This window comes from Pseudomonas panipatensis (assembly GCF_900099785.1).
In the GTDB taxonomy this organism is placed as follows: domain Bacteria; phylum Pseudomonadota; class Gammaproteobacteria; order Pseudomonadales; family Pseudomonadaceae; genus Pseudomonas; species Pseudomonas panipatensis.
On the sequence record NZ_FNDS01000006.1, the window covers coordinates 260,189 to 279,140 of the forward strand.

Consider the following 18,952-nt stretch of genomic DNA (forward strand, 5'->3'; position numbering starts at 1 on the left):
GCACCGCTGACAGGCCGCCCGGACACCGTGAGGTGTCCGGGTTTTTCCTGCCCGCAAGGCGGCCACGCTGCTGCGCCGCGGGCTCAGCCCGGCCTGGGCGCTCAGTCCCGATAGCGCAGGGCGTCCACCACGACCGACAGCGCCCGCGAGGACTGCCGGCGGCTCGGGTAGTAAACGTGGTAGCCGGGGAAGGTCGGGCACCAGTCCTGGAGCACCGGCAGCAAGCGGCCCTCGGCGGCGTGCGCGTGGACCATGTCCTCCGGCAGGTAGGCCAGGCCGAATCCCGCCAGCGCCGCCTGGAGAATCTGCGGGCTGTTGTTGAACACCAGTTGGCCTTCCACCCGGACCTTCACTTCATGCCCGTCCTTGGCCAGTTCCCAGGCCATCAGGCCGCCATGGGTGGGCAGGCGCAGGTTGAGGCAGGCATGCGTCGACAGTTCCTGCGGTGTCTGCGGCGCGGCGCGGCTGGCGAGATAGCCGGGCGCGCCGACCACCGCCATGCGCAGGTCCGGTGCGATGCGCACGGCGATCATGTCCTTGGCCACCTGATCGCCCAGGCGCACGCCGAGGTCATAGCGCTGCGCGACTATGTCGGTGAGGCCATAGTCGATGGTGATTTCCACCTTGATCTGCGGGTACTGCGCCAATACCGGCGCCAGCTTCGGCCAGAGCACGGTGCTGACGGCGTGTTCGGCGGCGGTGATGCGCAGGTTGCCCACCGGCTTGTCACGCAACTCCTTCAGCGCGGCCAGTTCCGCCTCGATCTCCTCGAAGCGCGGCGCCACCGTCTGCAACAGCCGCTCACCAGCCTCGGTGGGCGAGACGCTGCGCGTGGTGCGGGTCAGCAGGCGCAGGTCGAGGCGTGCCTCCAGGCCACGGATGGTGTGGCTCAGCGCCGACTGGGAAACCCCCAGTTGCGCCGCCGCGCGGGTAAAACTGCCCTCGCGCGCGACCGTGACGAAGGCCAGCAGATCATTGAAGTTCTCGCGGGGCATTGATCGATCCGGCTCATGAGTGTCGCTGGATTATGGCAGCCGGCTCCGGGCTGCGCACGCTAGGGCAGGGCGCGGAGTGACGTTTGCCATGACCACGAAAGCACTCCTCATGTCGAAACGTACCGGGCTCATCACCGTCGTCGGCAGCGTGCGTGACGCCGGCAAGGTCGGCGATCTCAGCGCGCTATGGCTCGGCCTTCCAGGCCGTGTGCTCGATGTGACCGACACGGCGGCGATGGCCGCGCCGTTGATGAGCGAGCTTCATAGGCGCATGCACGATTGCCCGGCTAATCATCCATGGCGCCGCCGCGTAAGGTGGGCGCACTGGCCGCCGGCGACCAGCCCGACAGGGCTCGCTCGGCGCGAAAGCCCCCGAGTCCACCGCCGTGCGTTCGCCGCCGCGAGCGCGCGCTGCCTTCGAGTGAGGATGCAATGAACAAACGCAAGCTGGGCAACACCGGCCTGGAAGTCTCGGCCATCGGCCTGGGCTGCATGGGCCTGACCTTTGGCTACGGCCCGGCCACCGACAAGGCGCAAGGCATCGCGCTGATCCGCGCGGCTTTCGAGCGTGGCGTGACCTTCTTCGACAGCGCCGAAGCCTATGGCGCGCGCAACGAGGAATTGCTCGGCGAGGCGGTTGCACCGTTTCGCGAGCAAGTGGTGATCGCCACCAAGTTCGGCTTCACGGACGGCGATTCGAGCAAGGGCCTGGACAGCCGCCCCGAGCGTATTCGCGCGGTCGCCGAGGCCTCGCTGACGCGCCTGAAGACCGACCGTATCGACCTGTTCTACCAGCACCGGGTCGACCCCAAGGTGCCGATCGAAGACGTCGCCGGCACCGTGCAGGGTTTGATCCGCGAGGGCAAGGTCAAGCACTTCGGCATGTCCGAGGCGGGCGTGCAGGCGATCCGCCGCGCCCACGCGGTGCAGCCGCTGGCGGCGTTGCAGAGTGAGTATTCGCTGTGGTGGCGCGAGCCGGAGGAGACGATCCTGCCGACCCTGGAGGAGCTGGGCATCGGCTTCGTGCCGTTCAGCCCGCTGGGCAAGGGGTTCCTCACCGGCGCCATCGACGAGCACACGCACTTCGAGAGCAGCGATTTCCGCAACCTCGTGCCGCGCTTCTCCGAGGCGAACCGCAAGGCCAATGCGCGGCTGGTCGAGGTGCTTGGGCACATCGCCGCCGGCAAGGGGGCTAGCCGCGCGCAGATCGCCATTGCCTGGCTGCTGGCGCAGAAGCCCTGGATAGTGCCGATCCCCGGCACCACCAAGGCGCAGCGCCTGGAAGAGAACATCGGCGCGGCCGGGCTCGAACTGAGCGCCAGCGACCTGTCCGCCATCGACGCCGCGCTGCGGCAGATCGAGGTGGCTGGCGATCGCTATCCGGCGCACCTGCAGCAGCGGGTCGACCGCTGAGCAACCCTTGCCGCCTGCCATCCGCGCCCGCATGGGACGCGCGGGAGGAGGGCGGCCGCACGCGACACCCGAGCATGACATCGACTTCACCGTCCGCCGTTTCCGATGGCTTCAGCCTGAAGGTCCTGGCGATCCTCAGTACGCTGATGGCTTTCGCCTCGATTTCCACCGACCTCTACCTGCCCGCGCTGCCGGCGATGGCGTCGGCCTTGAACGCCGATGCCGGCAGCGTCGAGCTGACCATTTCCGGCTACCTGATCGGCTTCAGCCTGGGGCAGTTGCTCTGGGGGCCGGTCGGTGATCGGCATGGCCGGCGTCTGCCGATCGCCATCGGCCTGCTGTTGTTCATCCTCGGCTCGGTTGGCTGCGCGCTGTCCACCAGCGCGGGCATGATGATCGCCTGGCGCGCCGTGCAGGCGGTGGGCGCCTGCGCCAGCGTGGTGCTGGCCCGCGCCATGGTCCGCGACCTCTACGTCGGCCACCGCGCGGCGCGGATGCTCTCGACCCTGATGACGGTGATGGCGATCGCCCCGCTGGTCGGGCCGAGCCTGGGCGGGCTGATCCTGCAACTGGCGTCCTGGCGGGCGATTTTCTGGACCCTGGTGGGCGTCGGCCTGGCGACACTGGCGGCGCTCTACGGGCTGCCGGAAACCCTCCCGGTCGAGCGCCGCAACCCGCAGCCATTGTGGCGCGCGCTGGGGCGCTACGCAGAGCTGCTGCGCCAGCGCCGGCTGCTCGGCTACGCCGGCGCCGGTGGTTTCTTCTATGCGGCGATGTATGCCTACATCGCTGGCACGCCCTTCGCCTACATCAGCTATCACCACCTCTCGCCGCAGCGCTACGGGCTGTTGTTCGCCATCGGCATCGTCGGCCTGATGATCACCAACCAGGTCAACGCGCGCCTGGTGGAGCGCTATGGCAGCGATCGGCTGATGCGCGCCGGCAGCGCTGGCGCGGCCCTGGCCGGGCTGTGGCTGGCGCTGGCGGCCTGGACCGACTGGGGCGGGCTGAGCGGCCTGGTGGTGCCGCTGTTCCTGTTGGTCTCCGCCACCGGCTTCATCGTCGCCAACTCCATCGCCGGTGCGCTGGCCAGCTTCCCGACCCAGGCCGGTTCGGTCTCGGCCTTGATCGGCTCGATCCAGTACGGCAGCGGCATCCTCGGCTCGGCCCTGGTCGGCTTCTACGCCGACGGCACGCCCTGGCCGATGGCCTGCGTGATCGCCTCGTGCGGCCTCGGCAGCCTGCTTTGCGCGTTGTTGCTGGTCCCCGCCAGCGCCGCGCCGCGAGGGCTGCCGGTCGCCAGCAACCGCTGAGCGCGCGACGGCGCCGAACGCGACGAGCGCGAGCGCTGCAGAAAAGGCACCGCGCCGGGCTATAGTGTGTGGGTCTCTGGCCGCCTGGTTCCACGACGCAGTATGGATATCTTCGCCTGGCTCCCCGCCGATGCCACCCATATCTTTTTCGTCCTCTTCCTGTCCTTCCTCATCGGTGTGGAAAGGGAAGAGCGCAAGATCAGCGATGAGCGATATGCCTTCGGCGGCGTGCGCACCTACCCGCTGATCGGCCTGATCGGCTACGCCATCGCCGTGCTGTCCAAGGGCGAACTGCTGCCGCAGACGCTGGGCTTCGCCGTGGTGGCGGCGTTCCTGATGATCGCCTACTGGCACCGGCTGTCCTCTTCCGGCTATGCCGGGGTGGCCGCCGAAATGTCCGGTCTCGCCACCTACCTGGTGGGCGCGCTGGTCTATCGGGATATGTTTTGGCTGGCCACGGCCATCACCGTGTCCAGCGTGATTCTGCTGGAGCTCAAGGCGCAGTTGGAGAACCTGGCCCAGCGCATCGAGACGACGGACATCCTGACCTTCGCCAAATTCCTCCTGCTGTCGGCGGTCATCCTGCCGCTGTTGCCCAATACGCAGCTCACGCAGTTCCAGATCAACCCCTTCACCACCTGGCTGGTGGTGGTCGCGGTGAGCGCCGTGTCCTACGGCAGCTATGTGCTGCAACGGCTGACCAAGGCGCAGAGCAGCGTGCTGTTTTCCGCGCTCGTCGGCGGTGCCTACTCATCGACGGTGACGACCGTGGTGCTGGCCCGGCGCTCGCGCCAGGATGAACAGGCGCACCTGTATTCCGGTTCGATGCTGATCGCCTCGGGGGTGATGTACCTGCGCCTGGCGGTGCTGCTGGCGCTGTTCAACCGCGCGCTGATGCTCAAGCTGGCGCTGCCCTTCGTGCTGCTCGGCGGCCTGGCCATGCTGATCGGCTGGCTGTGGTCGCGCAGGGGCGCCGCGGGCGAGGCCAAGACCATGACCCCGTTCGAGCCGAAGAACCCGCTGGAAATCAGCGCCGCGCTGCTCTTCGCCGCGCTCTTCGTCGGCATGCTGGTGGCCACCCAACTGGCGGTCCAGCACCTTGGCCTGGCCGGGGTCTATACCCTGGCCACGCTGATGGGCGTCACCGATGTCGATCCCTTCATCATGGGCATGACGCAGTCGGCGTCGAGCGTCACCCCCCTGACGGTTGCCTCGGCGGCGATCATCGTCGCCGCCGCCAGCAACAACCTGGTCAAGGGCATCTATGCCTTCACCCTGTCTTCGCGCAGGGCCGGGGTCGAGAGTCTGTGTTTTCTCCTCGGCCTGGCGGTGTGTGGCCTGCTGCTCCTGCTGCTGTAGCGCCAGCGGCCTGAGCGCTGGACGGGGCGTCAGCCGCGGAAGATGTCGAACGGCTCGATTTTGAGAATCTTGCGGATGCCCACGTAGCTGGACGTCGCGGCGATCACCAGGACCATGGCGAAGGCGAGGCTGAGGTTCCAGAAGGTGATGATGGCCGCGTAGTTGGGCAGGTAGCTCCTGGCGATCGAGATCATCAGGGTGACCAGGCCGACGCCCAGGCCATAGCCGGTCAGCGAGGTGAGAAAGGCCATGAAGAAGATCATGTAGATCAGCTCGCGGCCTTTGGCGCCGATGGCTTTCAAGGCGCCGAACTTCTCCAGGTTTTCCAGGATGAAGGTGTAGAAGGTCTGCCCGGATATGCTCAGCCCGACGAGGAAACTGATGACGGTCATCAGCAGGATGTTGGTGCCGACGCCGGTCTGATACTTGTAGAAGTTGGCGATGTGCTCATTGAATTCGCTCTTGGTCAGGGCGACGTAGCCGAGCTTGGCGACCTTCGCCTTGATGGCTGCCACCTGTGCCGCGCTTTTCGGCTGTACCAGGACGTAGGACACGGTGAAGCGCGGATTGGGCAGGTATTCGATGGCGCGGCTGTAGGTCGTATAGAGCGTCGGCACGCCATTCAGCCCGTTGGCCGAAACCCTGGCGATTCCGACGATCACCCCACGGTGATCGTTGAGCTCGAATGAGGTGCCGATGCCGGGGTTCTCCAGTTTCTCGAACTCCGAGTCGTTGACCACTTCGAAGGCATTCTCCGTATAGATGTCGTGGATATCGCCCTGTTCGAGTTGCGGCCGGCCGAACAGGCTGGTGTCGTCCAGGCCGACGATACTCACCGGCTGATAGGTGCCGCTGTTCAGCTTGACTTGCCCGCCACCGATGAACAGCGGGACGGCGAAACTCACCTCGTCGATGCTGCGCACGGCATCCAGCAGGTAGTTGGGCAAGGGGACGGGCGCGGTCGGGGTATTGACCGCGGGGTCGATCACCCACATCGCCGCGCCGATGTTGGTCACGGTCGAGTAGGCGCGATTCAGGATGCCGGCGAACATCGCGGTCATCTGCACCATCAGGAACACCGAAAAGGTGATGCCGATGAGCAAGGCCGAGAACTTGGCTCTGTCGTTCACCAATAATTTGAAGCCGATGCGCAGAATCCCGACATGTTTCATGGCGCGGCTTTCCCGCCGGTGACGCCGGTGACGCCGGCGTCCGTCTGCCAGCCGCCGCCCAGCGCGGCGAACAGGGCGACGGTGTCCTGTTGCCGCTGCGCCACGCCCTGCAGGTAGCTGATGGTCGCGTTGTGAAACTGCGTATCGGCGACCAGTACCTCCAGGTAGGTGACCAGGCCCGCCTGATAATTCGCCTGGATCAGTTTCAGGGCCTCGGCGGAAGCCTGGCGTGCGTCTGCCTGCGCGCGCAGCGCCTCGGCGTCGGTTGCCAGCGCCTTCAGGCTATCGGAGACTTGCGCGAAGGCGCTCAGCACCGTCTGCCGGTAGTCGGCGAGCGCCTGTTGATAGGCGTCGATCGCCGCCTGCCGCTCGAACCACAGGCGTCCGCCGGTGAACAGCGGCAGGTTCACCGCTGGGCCTATGCTCCAGAACTTGCCGCTGGCGTCCGGCAGGTGGGCAAAGCTCCTGGCGGTCACGCCATAGGTGCCGCTCAGGGTGATACTGGGGAACAGCGCTGCGGTGGCGACGCCGATCTCGGCGCTGGCGGCATGCAGGCGGGCTTCCGCGGAGAGGATGTCCGGCCGTTGCCGGACCAGTTGCGACGGCAGGCTGATCGGCAGGTCGCTCGGCAATGACAAGGCCTCCAGTTCAATCTCCGGCAGATAGGCCTTGGCCGGTACGACACCTTCCAGGCTCGCCAGGAGATCCTCGCTCTGATCGACCTTCTGCCGCAGCGTGGCCAGTAGCGCGCGGTTCGCGGCAATCAGCGCGCGAATGCTCAGCACGTTGGCGTATGGCACCAGCCCGCTACGAAACTGCGCCTCCGTGGTGCGCAGTTGTTGCTCCTGGATGGCGATCAATTGCTCGATGGCGCGCATTTGCGCCTGGTAGGCGGCGCGGGCGATGCAGGTATTCACCAGGTTGGCGGTCAACGCCAGATACGCCGCCTCTTTCTCGAAACGCTGGAATTCGACCTGGGCCGCCAGGCTCTCGACGGCACGCCGCTCGCCACCGAAGACATCGAGCGCATAGCTGATGCTGCCGCTCAGGGTGAAGACGTTGAATACCGTCCCCGAGCTGGGCAACCCCTGTTGCGCCGTGCTAGTGCGCAGGCGGCTGGCCGAGGCGTTGGCCTCCACCTGGGGGTAGAAGACGCCGTTGCCCGCGCGCAGGAAATCCTGACTCTGGCGCAGGCTGGCCTCGGCCGCCTGCAGCGTGTAGTTGTTGGACACGGCCTGGCGGACGGCGCTATCGAGCGCTGGCGAGCCGAACAGGCTCCACCAGTCGCGAGCCACCGCCGAGCCGACGAGGAAGTGCTGGGCTTGCCCATTGGCCGACGCGGTCGGCTCGGCGAGGTTCTTCTTGGCATAGGCGCCGTTATCGGGGGCGGCCGGCGGCACGAAGTCGGGGCCCAGGGTACAGGCGCTGAGCACGAAGGCCGTCAGCAGGCACAGGCGAAGCAGGGGGAATGACGACAGGTGCGAGTGGCTCATGGCGTGTCGCCTGCTGCACTGGCTGAGTGCTCATTTGGGGCCGATGAAGACATCCACCAGTTGTCCCGGGTAGACATCCGTGTGGCCCTTGGTGGAGAAGCGAAAGATGACCGGCAGCACCCTCAGGTCGACTTTTTCCTGGCGCTGGTTGGAGAGCTGGATCTTCGGCGAGACATAGGGCTGGATGCGGACGAACTCCAGCGGGATTCGGGTATCCGTGCCGCGCAGCGCCATTTCCGCGCGAATGTGCTCGGCTGGCGGTAGCCGGGAAATGAGGATTTCATCGACGTAGCAGCGGACGGCGAGCGAATCCTGCCGGTTGCCGAGGATCAGGATCGGATCGAAGCCCTGCGTGTAGGGGTTGTAGGTGCCTTGTGGCGAGACATAACTGCCGGTGGTGGTGTTGACCGCCAGTACCACGCCGTCGACGGGCGAGGTGACCGAGTACTTTTTCAGCAAGGCATTCGCCGCCTTCGATTGGGCGTGGGTCTGTTCCAGGTTGTCCTTGGCGGTATCCAGTGAGTCCTTGCTGATGGAGTGCGGGTCCAGCCGGTAGGAGGCCAGGCGTTTTTCGTACTGATTCCTGGCTGACTTCTCGTTGGCCGCGGCGACGTCGCTGTTGGCTCGCTGCACGGAGTCTTCGATGCTGAACAGCAACGACCCGCTGGAAATGACCTGGCCTTCATGCACCGTGATCGTGCTGATCTGTCCGGAAACCTCCGGGTAGATGTTTATGTTCGAGCCGCCAGGCTGGTCGCTTTCGATGATTCCATTGGCGTAGATCGAGGATTGATAAGGGCTGCTCACCGGCTTGAACAGCGGCTCGGGGTTCTTCTTGGTGGCGCCGAATATGAAGGCGCCGACGATTCCCGCGATGACGCCGAGGATCGCCAGGGAAAAGAGGATCCGGTTCCTCATTTCGCCACCTGCTCGACGCTGACGAGGCGGCCGTCTTCCATATGGATGATGCGGTCGGCGTAGTCATTGATGCGGGCGTCGTGGGTCACGATCAGGATGCATCTTTCCCGGCTCAGTATCCGGGTCTTGACGAACTCGATGATCATTCGCCCGGTGTCGCCATCCAGGGACGCGGTCGGTTCGTCCAGAATCAGGATTTCCGGGTTGCTGGCAATGGCGCGGGCGATGGCGACCCGTTGCTGTTCGCCACCCGAGAGTTTCACCGGGAGGATTTGGTTGCGTCCCTTGAGACCGACGATTTCGAGATATCGGCAGGCGTCGGCGATGGATTGCTTCCAGTCGCGGTTCTGCAGGATCAGCGGGATGGCGACGTTTTCCGCGGTCGTCAGCCGCGGGAACAAATGGTAGTCCTGGAAGACGAAGCCGATGCTGTTGAGGCGGAAGTCCGCCCGTTGGTCTTCCGAGAGTTCCCAGATATTCCGGCCCTTGACCGTTACCGTGCCGGCATTGGGCCGGAGAATCCCCGAAAGCATGCTGAGCAAGGTGGTTTTGCCGCTGCCGGACGGACCGACGATGAAGAGCATCTCGCCGAAGTAGGCGACGAAGTTCACGCGATCGACGGCGAGCTTCCTGGTCTCCTCTTCGCCGAACCATTTGCTCAGGTCGGTGGCGACGATGGCCGCATCGCTGGCTTCGGCTATCCCATGCTCGCCCATGTTCAGCGCCTCGAAGGCTATTCGTCGATTGCTTGCCGGCCGGTAAGACGCGCTTGAGTATAGAGGTCGCCCGGGACTACGACGGAAAGCGCGCCACGCTTTTCGCCGATGCCGGCATTTCCTCGCCTGCGGGGTTGATCGAGATCAAGCGCGCGAGGGCGCGGGCCCGTGCGGTTGCGCTAGCCACGGCCAGGCGGCGAACGGCTGGCCTTCGCTGCCAGCCATGTGGCGCGTGACACCAGGATACCCGGCAGCATCGGCGCCCAGAAGCTCAGCCCGCGAAACAGCAGGGTCGAGGACAGCGCCACCGGCAGGTCGATGCCCGCCCAGTGCAGGGCCGTGACGGCGGCGCCTTCGAAAACTCCTAGTCCGCCCGGCGTGATGCCGATGCTGCGCAGCAGACTGGCCAGCATGAAGCCGGCGAAGACTCCACTCCAGGGCGCCTGCTCGCCCATGGACGCCACCAGCACCCAGAGCGTGCTGGCGTCCAGCAGGATGATGCCCAGGTCCAGCGCGGTCGCGGCGGCCAGCAGGCGCGGATCGCGGGTCAGGCTGACATCGGCTTCGCTGAGGACGGCCAGGCTGCGTTTGATCCAGTTCCTTTCTTGCAGCCCGCGCAGGGCGAGGAGGGGACGCCGCCCGGCGAGCAGGGCGATGCCGAGCGCCAGCGCCAGGCTGCCCAGGGTGAACAGCATGACGGCCGTCACCAGCAGGGCGGTGGCATGCCCCTCGGTGATGACGATGCCCAGTGCCCAGCCCAAGGACAGGACATAGGCGCACAGGTAGGACAGCATGCTGATGACCAGGCAGGCGACCACCACCGGGCGGGGGATGCCTAGCCCTTCGAACGCGGCGGTGACCGCGACGGTGCCGCTGATGCCGTTGGTGGGCAGGGCCTGGTCGAAAAACAGTTTGAGCAAGCCGAGTTTGCAGGCCGTCAGCAGGCGCAAATGGGCGTGTCCGGCGTTGCTCACCAGGCGATAGATCTGCCCTTGCAGCAGATAGGTCAGCAACTGCAGGAGGATCGCCAGGACGAACCAGCCCGGCTCGACCTGCCGCAGCAGCCGGGCGAAGTCGCGCGCATCGGAGAAGTGCAACGCCATCGCCACCACCGCTGCCAGCGACGCCGCGCCCATCAGCCAGGAGCTGATGAGCAGCCAGCGCGTATGAGGCTGCGAGGCGAGGGGCGGCGAGTCGTTTCCAGCGCTGTTCATGGCGTCCACATCCGGCATTCCACGGGTTCCAGCGGCTCTATCGGCGCCGCCAGGGATAGCCATCCGCTGGACGCAACGCCGAGCGTCGTCGAGCCTGCCTGCCGGATAGCGTAGTCAAGGATGGATGGCGCGCGGCAGAGCCTTTCGCCGCGTGGCGGCGCGGCGTTCGCACGCTGTTCACGTGATGCTTGTAGACTCGCGGTCGCGCGCCGCACAGGCCTCGCTACACTGAGCGTGCCCGAACCCTTCCGTCGATTGCCCAGGGGGCCGAGATGTCGAACGATTCACCGCCTTCGGCCTGGTGGCTGGAGGCCGGGCCAGCCGATTCGGCGCGCGCCGGCCTGTCGTCCGAGGAGGCCAAGGCTCGCTTGGCGCGCTTCGGTGCCAACCTGTTCCGCGACACCCAGCGGCGCTCGCTGCTGCGCCAGTACCTCAGCCGCTTCAAGAACCCGCTGGTGATCATCCTGCTGGCCGCCAGCGCCATCTCGGCCTTTACCGGCGAAGTGACCAATTTCCTCATCATCAGCTGCATCGTGCTGATGAGCGTGACCCTCGACTTTGTCCAGGAATACCGCGCCAATGCCGCGGCGCAGCGGCTGCGGCAGTCGGTTGCGCTGCGCACGCGGGTGCTGCGCGATGGCCTGTCGCTGGAGCTGGCGGTGAGCGAGCTGGTGCCGGGCGATGTGCTGGAGCTGGCCGCCGGCGACATGATCCCGGCGGATGCGCGCGTGCTGGAGGCACGCGATTTCTTCGTCAAGCAGGCGCTGCTGACCGGCGAGCCTTACCCGGTGGAGAAACGCGCCGACCCGCCGCCGCCCTCGGCCAGCGAATTGGCCGAGGCGAGCAACGCGGTGTTCATGGGCACCTCGGTGATCAGCGGCAGTGCCCGGGTACTGGTGGTGAGGACCGGCGCCGGGACCGCCATCGGCGCTATCGCCGACAGCATCTCGCGGCCCTCGCCGCCGACGTCCTTCGAGGTCGGCGTGCGCCGCTTCGGCATGTTGATCATGCGCCTGACGGTGCTGCTGGTGCTCTTCGTGCTGCTGGTGAACATGTTCTTCCAGCGACCCTGGCTGGAGTCCTTCCTGTTCGCCCTGGCGCTGGCCGTGGGCCTGACCCCGGAGCTGCTGCCGATGGTGATTTCGGTAACGCTGTCGCGCGGGGCGCTGCGCATGGCGCGCAAGCAGATGATCGTCAAGCGCCTGTCGGCGATCCAGGACCTGGGCTCGATGGATGTGCTCTGCACCGACAAGACCGGCACCCTGACCGAGGCCTGCATCCGCCTGGAGCAGCATGTCGACCCGCTCGGCCAGCCCAGCGAGCGGGTGTTGCAACTGGCCTATTTCAACAGCTTCTTCGAGACCGGCCTGAAGAGCCCGCTGGACGAAGCCATCCTGGCCCACGAGCACATCGACCCCGGCGCCTGGCAGAAGATCGACGAGGTGCCCTTCGATTTCGAGCGGCGGCGGGTCTCGGTGCTGATCGACAACGGCACGGAGCGCTGGCTGGTGGTCAAGGGCGCTCCGGACGACATCCTGCAGCTCTGCACCCACTACGAAAGCGTCGGCGTTGCCCAGCCCGAACCCTTGGATGCGGCGAGCCGGGCGGCCGTGCATGGGCGTTACCAGGCGCTCGAGCAGGACGGCCTGCGCGCCCTGGGGATCGCCTGGCGCAAGGTGCCCCGCGACCATCCGCACGCGGTGGTCGGCGATGAGGCGCAACTGGTGCTGGCCGGCTTCGCCGCCTTCCTCGATCCGCCCAAGGCCAGTGCCGGCGCGGCGCTGGCCGCCCTGGGCCGGCTTGGCGTGGCGATCAAGATCGTCACCGGCGACAGCGAACTGGTCACCCAGCACGTCTGCGCGCAATTGAAGATTCCTGTCAGCGGGCTACTGACCGGCAAGGAAATCGCCGCGCTGGATGGCCACGCGTTGCTCGCCCGGGTGGAAACCACCAACCTGTTCTGCCGGGTCAATCCGGCGCAGAAGGAGCGGGTCATCCTGGCCCTGCGCGCGCGTGGCCATGTGGTCGGCTACCTGGGCGACGGCATCAATGACGCGCCCTCGCTGAACGCCGCGGATGTCGGCCTATCGGTGGATTCGGCGGTGGATGTGGCCAAGGAAGCCGCCGACATGATTCTGCTCGAGCATGACCTGCACGTGCTGCTGTCCGGCGTGCTGGAAGGGCGCCGCACCTTCGGCAACATCATGAAGTACATCATGATGGGAACCAGCTCGAACTTCGGCAACATGTTCAGCATGGCCGGGGCGGCGCTGTTCCTGCCCTTCCTGCCGATGCTGCCGACGCAGATCCTGCTCAACAACATCCTCTACGACATCTCGGAAATCCCGATTCCGCTGGACAAGGTGGACACCGAGGAAATCCGCCACCCGCAGTCGCTCGACATGACGTTCATCCGCAACTTCATGCTGGTCATCGGGCCGATCAGTTCGCTGTTCGACTTCCTCACCTTCTTCATCCTGCTGCACGTACTGCAGGCTGGCGAGCGACTCTTCCAGACCGGCTGGTTCGTCGAGTCGCTGTGCACCCAGGTGCTGGTCATCTTCATCATCCGCACCCGTGGCAACCCGCTGAAAAGCCGCGCCCACCCGCTGCTGGCGCTGACCTCGCTGGCCGTCGTCGGCGTCGCCCTGGCGCTGCCCTTCGTCCTGGGGCGGTATTTCGGCTTCGTCGCGCCGCCGGCCAGCTTCTACCTGATTCTCGGTGGGCTGGTGCTCGCCTACCTGGGCATCGTCGAGCTGGTCAAACGCGGCTTCTATCGCTGGATGCAGACGCGCCAGCCGAGCCCCCGCGCGCCGCGCCGGGGGGCCGAGGGCATTCAATGAAGGCGCGGCAGGCGCCAGCCCTCAGTGGCAGCCGCCACCGGAACAGCCGCCGCAGCTGCCGCAGCCCTTTTCCTGTGCCTTGGCCTGGTGCTTGCGCGGCAGGTATTTGCGCAGCAGGTAGGCCACCGCGCCGGTGACGATCAGCGCGACGATGGCGCCTTGAACCCATGGGTTCGCCATTGAATGCTCCTTACAGCCAGAGTTCCGAGAGGTGCCGCACCAGCAGCGCGCCCGCGTAAGCCAGCACGAACAGGTAGGCGGCGAAGATCAGCGTGGCGCGCGCGGAGTTGGTTTCGCGCTTGACCACGGCCAGGGTGGAGATGCACTGCGGCGCGTAGACGAACCAGGCCAGGTAGGCCAGCGCCACCGGCAGGCTCCAGCTATGCGCCAGCGAGCCGCCCAGCGCGGCCTCGCCGCCGCTCACCGCGTACACGGTGGCCAAGGTGCTGACGGCCACCTCGCGCGCGGCCATCGCCGGGATCAGCGCGATGCACATCTGCCAGTTGAAGCCCAAGGGCGCGAACAGCGGCTGGATGAACTGGCCGAGCATGCCGGCGAAGCTGTATTCGATGGCCGGCAGCGTGGCGTCCAGCGGCGCGCGCGGGAAGGTGGCGAGGAACCACAGCACGATGGACAGCGCGAGGATGATGGTGCCGACGCGATTGAGGAAGATCCACGCGCGCTCCTTCAGCCCCAGCAGGAAGTGGTACAGGTTGGGCCAGCGGTAGTTGGGCAGCTCCAGCAGCAGAGGGAAGGACGCGCCCTCGCGCTGTTGCCGGCGCATCACCCAGGCGACCGCGGCGGCACTGACGATGCCGGCGACATACAGGCCGAACAGAGTCAGCCCCTGCAGGTTGAAGATGCCCAGCACCGTGCGCTGCGGCACGAAGGCACCGATCACCAGGGCGTACACCGGCAGGCGCGCCGAGCAGGTCATCAGCGGCGCGGTCATGATGGTGACCAGGCGCTCGCGCGGGTCGGCGATCGAACGGGTGGACATGATGCCGGGGACGGCGCAGGCGAAACTGGACAGCAGCGGGATGAACGAGCGCCCGGACAGCCCGACGCCGCGCATCAGCCGGTCGAGCAGGAAGGCCGCGCGCGGCAGGTAGCCGGAATCCTCCAGGGCCAGGATGAAGGCGAAGAGGATGATGATTTGCGGCAGGAACACCAGCACGCTGCCCATGCCGGCGATCAGGCCGTCGACCACGAAATCGTGGAGGATGCCGGCCGGCAGCAGGTTGCCGGCCTGCTCGCCGAGCCAGCCCATCGAGGCGCTGATGCCGTCCATGAGCGGCGCGGCCCAGGCGAACACGGCCTGGAACATCAGCAACAGAAGGGTGGTCAGGATCACCAGCCCGAGCACCGGGTGCATGACCAGGGCGTCGAGGCGGTCCTGCCAGTGCGGCACACCCTCGGGCGCGGAAACGCACTCGGCGAGTAGCGCATCGATGCGCGCATACAGGCTCTCGACCGCCTCGCTGCGCTCCGCCAGGCGGATGTTGCCGCTGCGCGTCGGGGTGGTGCCGGCCGCTTCGCGCAACGCCGCCTGCAACGCCAGGACGCCGTTCCTGCGCACGGCGACGGTTTCCACCACCGGCATGCCCAGGCGCTCGGCCAGCCGCTCGGTGTGGATGCTGATGCCGCGTTTGCGCGCGGCGTCGGCCAGGTTGAGCGCCAGCACCATCGGCAAGCCCAGCGCTTTCAGCTCCAGCACCAGGCGCAGGCCCAGCTTGAGGTTGGTCGCATCGATCACCGCCACCAGCAGGTCGGGGCAGGCTTCGCCCGCCATCTCGCCGAGGATGACCCGCCGCGCGACCTGTTCGTCGGGCGAGGCCACATAGAGGCTATAGGTGCCGGGCAAATCGATCAGTTCGACCGGACGGCCGAGGCCGAGCAGGGGACCGCTGCGCTTTTCCACGGTGACGCCGGCGTAGTTGGCGACCTTGGCCTTGGCGCCGGTCAGGCAATTGAAGAGGGCGGTCTTGCCACAGTTGGGGTTGCCCACCAACGCAAAGCGCAACAGAGCTTGGGACATGAGGCAGGCGGATTCAGGCGGGATGAGCGAGGGTGAGAATCTTCTCGGCTTCGGCACGGCGCAGGCCGAACTTGGTGCCATTGATGCGCACGGCGATCGGATCGGCGCTGAACAGGCCGAAGCCGATCACCTGCAGCACGGCGCCGGGCAGGAAGCCCAGCTCCTTGAGGCGCAGCGTCACACTTTCATCCGCATCGCCGAAGATCGCCTGGGCGGCAATCGCCACGACGGTCGCTCTGGCACCTTTGGGAAGCCGGCTCAGCGGCGTATGGGCAGAAGACAAGTTGACTACTCCAGTCGGTTTTGGCAGTACCTCGGAAAGCCAAATGTAAGCAATTATTGTTGGCGATAGCAATGCTGCAAGCGCCCGCTGGACTCCCTGGCGCGAGTGGGCGCCTGCCCGCGACCGGGGCGTTGGATGGCTCTGGCACGGCGCTTGGCGCCGTGCAGCGGCGCAGCGGCGCAGCGTCGCTCGGCCGCGGCCGCGCTGCGTCGAATCCGCGCAGGCGCGATGCGCAGCAGGGCGCCGCGCCTGCCGCGCCAGGCCCGGGTTATTGCACCAGGCGCATCACCTCTGCGCTGTAGCGTCCGCCGGCGGCGATGCCGGCGGGGAAGATGGCGTCCAGCTCGGCCAGTTCGGCGGCGCTCAGGCTCAGCTCCACCGCGGCGACGTTCTCGTCCAGGTACTTGCGCTGCTTGGTGCCGGGGATGGGCACCAGGTGTTCGCCCTGGGCCAGCACCCAGGCCAGCGCCAGTTGCGCCGGCTTGACGCCCTTGGCGGCGGCCAGTTCGGCGACCTTGTCCACCAGCGCCAGGTTGCGTGCGAAGTTCTCCCCCTGGAAGCGCGGGCTGAAGCGGCGGTAGTCGTCCGCGGCGAAGTCCGCCGGGCTTTTCAGCGCGCCGGTGAGGAAGCCCCGGCCCAGCGGGCTGTAAGGCACGAAGCCGACGCCCAGGCGCCGGCAGGCGGCGAGCACGCCGTTTTCCTCGGGGTCGCGGGTCCACAGCGAGTATTCGCTTTGCAGCGCGCTGATCGTGTGGACCCGGTGCGCGCGCTCAAGGGTTTCCGCCGAGGCTTCGCTGAGGCCGAGGTAGCGCACCTTGCCGGCCTGGACCAGTTCGGCCATGGCGCCGACGGTTTCCTCGATCGGCACCTGCGGGTCGACGCGGTGCAGGTAGTAGAGGTCGAGGTGATCGGTGCCCAGGCGCGCGAGGCTGCCCTCGATGGCCTGGCGGACGTACTCCGGGCGGCCGTTGGCGCCGCGGCTGGCGGGCTGCTCGGGGGTGCGCACGAGGCCGAACTTGCTGGCCAGGAACACCTGCTCGCGCTTGCCTTTGAGGGCGCGGCCGAGCAGTGCTTCGTTGCTGTGCGGACCGTAGACATCGGCGGTGTCGAACAGGCTGATGCCGAGGTCGAGGGCGCGGTGCAGGGTGGCGATGGCTTCCCGCTCATCGGCGCCGGTGGTGTAGAAGTCGGACATGCCCATGCAGCCGAGGCCGATGGCGGAGAGGCTGGGGCCCTGCGGGCCGAGACGGCGGGTCTTCATGCTGATGCTCCTGGTCGAGGAAGGGACTGAGGCATTCTTGTTGTTTGTCCTGTATGGATAAAGGTCGCTATCTCGGTTTAACTATTTGGAATTCACGAATAATCGGAGTGCGCCATGGACCGCTTCCAGGCCATGCAGGTCTTCACCCGCATCGTTGAGCTGGGCGCCTTCGGCAAAGCCGCCGACAGCCTGCAAATGCCCCGCGCCAGCGTGACCCAGGTGATCCAGCAACTGGAGGCGCGACTCGGCGTGCAACTGCTGCGCCGCACCACCCGCCACGTCAGTGCCACCCCCGACGGCCAGGCCTTCTACGAGCGCTGCGTGCGTCTGCTCGGCGATTTGGAGGAGGCGGAGAGCTGTTTCTCCGCTTCGCCCGACAACCCGCGCGGCAAGCTGCGCGTCGACCTGCCCAGTTCCCTCGGCCGGCTGGTGGTGATTCCGGCGCTGCCGGCGTTCTGCCGGCGCTATCCGCTGATCGAGCTGGAACTCAGCCTCAACGACCGTCAGGTGGACCTGGTGCGCGAGGGCGTCGACTGTGTGCTGCGCGCCGGCGAACTGGTCGATTCGAGCCTGGTCGGGCGGCGCGTCGCCGAGCTACGCCAGGCCACTTGCGCCAGTCCCGCCTATCTGGCCGAGCATGGCCTGCCAAAGGGCCTGGACGACTTGCGCGGACACCTGGCGGTGAACTACCAGTCGGCCTCCAGCGGGCGCATCTTCGACCTGGAGTTCAGCCTGGCCGACAGCGTCCGCCGCCTGCCGCTGCCGAGCCGGGTGTCGGTGAACAACGCCGATGCCTATATCGCCGCCTGCAAGGCCGGCTTCGGCCTGATCCAGGCGCCGCGCTATCACCTGATCGACGCCCTGGCCAGCGGCGAATTGGTGGAGGTGCTCGCCGACTGTTGTCCGCAACCGCTGGCGCTGAGCGTGCTGCACCCGGCGCGCCGGCAGTCGTCGCGGCGCCTGCGGGTGTTCAGCGACTGGCTGGCGCAGCTGTTCGCCGAGCAGACCTGGTAGGCCGTTGGCGCGAAAGCCCCGGGTGCGCCGCCGGGGCGTTCAATTCCGAGCGATGCAGTCGGAAAAGATCGTGCTAGGATTTGCCTCGGCCCCGATTCCCCAGGCCCCGGCGGCAGCCTGCCGCGGGGGCTTCCCCCTCGATAGAAGGAATACCGCAATGGCTCAAGTCACCCTCAAGGGCAACCCAATCACGATCGATGGCACGCTGCCGCAGAAAGGCGAGAAGGCCCCGGCGTTCTCGCTGGTCGGCGGCGATCTGGCCAACGTGACCCTGGAGAACTTCGCCGGCAAGCGCAAGGTGCTGAACATCTTCCCCAGCGTCGACACCCCGACCTGCGCCACCTCGGTGCGCAAGTTCAACGTCGAGGCGAGCAAGCTGGCCAACACCGTGGTGCTCTGCGTGTCCGCCGACCTGCCGTTCGCGCAGAAGCGCTTCTGCGGCGCCGAAGGCCTGGACAACGTGGTGAACCTGTCGACTATGCGTGGTCGTGAGTTCCTCGCCGCCTACGGCGTGGCCATCGCCAGCGGCCCGCTGGCCGGCCTGGCCGCGCGCGCGGTGGTGGTGCTCGACGAGAACGACCGGGTGCTGCACAGCGAGCTGGTCAGCGAGATCGCCCAGGAGCCGGACTACGCCGCCGCGGTCGCCGCCCTGGCCTGATCGCTGCCGCAGGCTCCAGCACGGATGCCGCCTGCCTGTCATGGGTCGGCGGCATCTGTGTTTCCACGCACAGCATTTTCCCCTGATGGGCGGCAAAAAGGCCTGACTGTCGGCCGCCGCACAGCGTATCGCTGCCTGCCCCGCAACACCTCTCCGGCCGTGCGTAACTCTCGGTAAAACAAAGGTAAATAGCGGGTAAAGAGGCTATGCCGGCGAGGTGCTGGCGCTTATCGTTCGCTGCTTGCACCGCCGTCGGTGGGGT

17 protein-coding genes are annotated in these 18,952 nt (G+C 66.8%); 7 read left to right on the forward strand and 10 right to left on the reverse strand.

Features of this window, described 5'->3' with window-relative positions; all coding sequences use genetic code 11:
* Window positions 1-101: 101 nt before the first annotated feature.
* Window positions 102-995 carry a LysR family transcriptional regulator gene (locus tag BLQ74_RS15830; RefSeq protein ID WP_090263809.1) on the reverse strand — a complete coding sequence of 298 codons (894 nt, stop codon included), beginning with the start codon at window positions 993-995 and terminating at the stop codon, window positions 102-104.
* Window positions 996-1,083: 88 nt separating this feature from the next.
* On the opposite strand from BLQ74_RS15830, the gene BLQ74_RS15835 reads away from it, so the two are divergent.
* The 4 genes from BLQ74_RS15835 to BLQ74_RS15850 all read left to right on the forward strand — a co-directional run bounded on the left by BLQ74_RS15835 (window position 1,084) and on the right by BLQ74_RS15850 (window position 5,080).
* Window positions 1,084-1,431, forward strand: coding sequence for a hypothetical protein (locus BLQ74_RS15835; RefSeq protein ID WP_090263811.1), 348 nt, complete (start codon window positions 1,084-1,086; stop codon window positions 1,429-1,431).
* Complete coding sequence (locus tag BLQ74_RS15840) at window positions 1,428-2,408, forward strand: aldo/keto reductase (protein ID WP_090263813.1); 981 nt, start codon at window positions 1,428-1,430, stop codon at window positions 2,406-2,408. The genes BLQ74_RS15835 and BLQ74_RS15840 overlap by 4 nt, the downstream gene beginning before the upstream one ends.
* 74 nt (window positions 2,409-2,482) lie before the next feature.
* Window positions 2,483-3,721: a multidrug effflux MFS transporter gene (locus tag BLQ74_RS15845; RefSeq protein WP_090263815.1), complete on the forward strand. Its 1,239-nt coding sequence runs from the start codon at window positions 2,483-2,485 to the stop codon at window positions 3,719-3,721.
* 102 nt (window positions 3,722-3,823) lie between these two features.
* Complete coding sequence (locus BLQ74_RS15850; RefSeq protein WP_170842811.1) at window positions 3,824-5,080, forward strand: MgtC/SapB family protein; 1,257 nt, start codon at window positions 3,824-3,826, stop codon at window positions 5,078-5,080.
* A gap of 29 nt (window positions 5,081-5,109) precedes the next feature.
* Here BLQ74_RS15850 and BLQ74_RS15855 read toward each other — a convergent pair whose 3' ends face one another.
* The 5 genes from BLQ74_RS15855 to BLQ74_RS15875 all read right to left on the reverse strand — a co-directional run bounded on the left by BLQ74_RS15855 (window position 5,110) and on the right by BLQ74_RS15875 (window position 10,593).
* On the reverse strand, window positions 5,110-6,252 hold the full coding sequence (locus tag BLQ74_RS15855; RefSeq protein WP_090263818.1) for an ABC transporter permease: 1,143 nt from the start codon (window positions 6,250-6,252) through the stop codon (window positions 5,110-5,112).
* The gene (locus BLQ74_RS15860) at window positions 6,249-7,745 is read right to left on the reverse strand and encodes an efflux transporter outer membrane subunit (RefSeq protein WP_090263820.1); all 1,497 of its coding nucleotides are present in this window, start codon (window positions 7,743-7,745) and stop codon (window positions 6,249-6,251) included. Before BLQ74_RS15860 ends, BLQ74_RS15855 begins: the two co-directional genes overlap by 4 nt.
* A 30-nt stretch (window positions 7,746-7,775) precedes the next feature.
* A complete protein-coding gene (locus tag BLQ74_RS15865; protein ID WP_090263822.1) occupies window positions 7,776-8,663 on the reverse strand; it encodes an efflux RND transporter periplasmic adaptor subunit in 888 nt (295 codons plus the stop codon).
* Window positions 8,660-9,379 (reverse strand): ABC transporter ATP-binding protein, encoded by a 720-nt coding sequence (locus BLQ74_RS15870; protein WP_090263824.1) that lies wholly within the window; start codon window positions 9,377-9,379, stop codon window positions 8,660-8,662. Before BLQ74_RS15870 ends, BLQ74_RS15865 begins: the two co-directional genes overlap by 4 nt.
* Before the next feature lie 179 nt (window positions 9,380-9,558).
* Window positions 9,559-10,593, reverse strand: a complete 1,035-nt coding sequence (locus tag BLQ74_RS15875; RefSeq protein WP_090264044.1) for a lysylphosphatidylglycerol synthase transmembrane domain-containing protein — start codon at window positions 10,591-10,593, stop codon at window positions 9,559-9,561.
* 272 nt (window positions 10,594-10,865) lie between these two features.
* Between BLQ74_RS15875 and mgtA the strand changes: the two genes are divergently transcribed.
* The gene (mgtA, locus tag BLQ74_RS15880) at window positions 10,866-13,436 is read left to right on the forward strand and encodes a magnesium-translocating P-type ATPase (protein WP_090263826.1); all 2,571 of its coding nucleotides are present in this window, start codon (window positions 10,866-10,868) and stop codon (window positions 13,434-13,436) included.
* A gap of 21 nt (window positions 13,437-13,457) precedes the next feature.
* Here the strand turns inward: mgtA and BLQ74_RS15885 are convergent, their stop codons facing one another.
* The 4 genes from BLQ74_RS15885 to BLQ74_RS15900 form a co-directional block, all read right to left on the reverse strand.
* The gene (locus BLQ74_RS15885; protein WP_090263828.1) at window positions 13,458-13,616 is read right to left on the reverse strand and encodes a FeoB-associated Cys-rich membrane protein; all 159 of its coding nucleotides are present in this window, start codon (window positions 13,614-13,616) and stop codon (window positions 13,458-13,460) included.
* 10 nt (window positions 13,617-13,626) lie between these two features.
* A complete protein-coding gene (gene feoB / locus BLQ74_RS15890; RefSeq protein WP_090263831.1) occupies window positions 13,627-15,474 on the reverse strand; it encodes a ferrous iron transporter B in 1,848 nt (615 codons plus the stop codon).
* Window positions 15,475-15,487: 13 nt separating this feature from the next.
* A complete protein-coding gene (locus tag BLQ74_RS15895) occupies window positions 15,488-15,829 on the reverse strand; it encodes a FeoA family protein (RefSeq protein ID WP_342028950.1) in 342 nt (113 codons plus the stop codon).
* 196 nt (window positions 15,830-16,025) lie between these two features.
* Window positions 16,026-17,018 (reverse strand): aldo/keto reductase, encoded by a 993-nt coding sequence (locus BLQ74_RS15900; protein ID WP_090263833.1) that lies wholly within the window; start codon window positions 17,016-17,018, stop codon window positions 16,026-16,028.
* Window positions 17,019-17,132: 114 nt separating this feature from the next.
* Between BLQ74_RS15900 and BLQ74_RS15905 the strand changes: the two genes are divergently transcribed.
* The gene (locus tag BLQ74_RS15905) at window positions 17,133-18,032 is read left to right on the forward strand and encodes a LysR family transcriptional regulator (protein ID WP_090263835.1); all 900 of its coding nucleotides are present in this window, start codon (window positions 17,133-17,135) and stop codon (window positions 18,030-18,032) included.
* A 157-nt stretch (window positions 18,033-18,189) separates the two neighbouring features.
* A complete protein-coding gene (gene tpx / locus BLQ74_RS15910) occupies window positions 18,190-18,690 on the forward strand; it encodes a thiol peroxidase (RefSeq protein WP_090263837.1) in 501 nt (166 codons plus the stop codon).
* The last annotated feature ends 262 nt before the right edge of the window (window positions 18,691-18,952 follow it).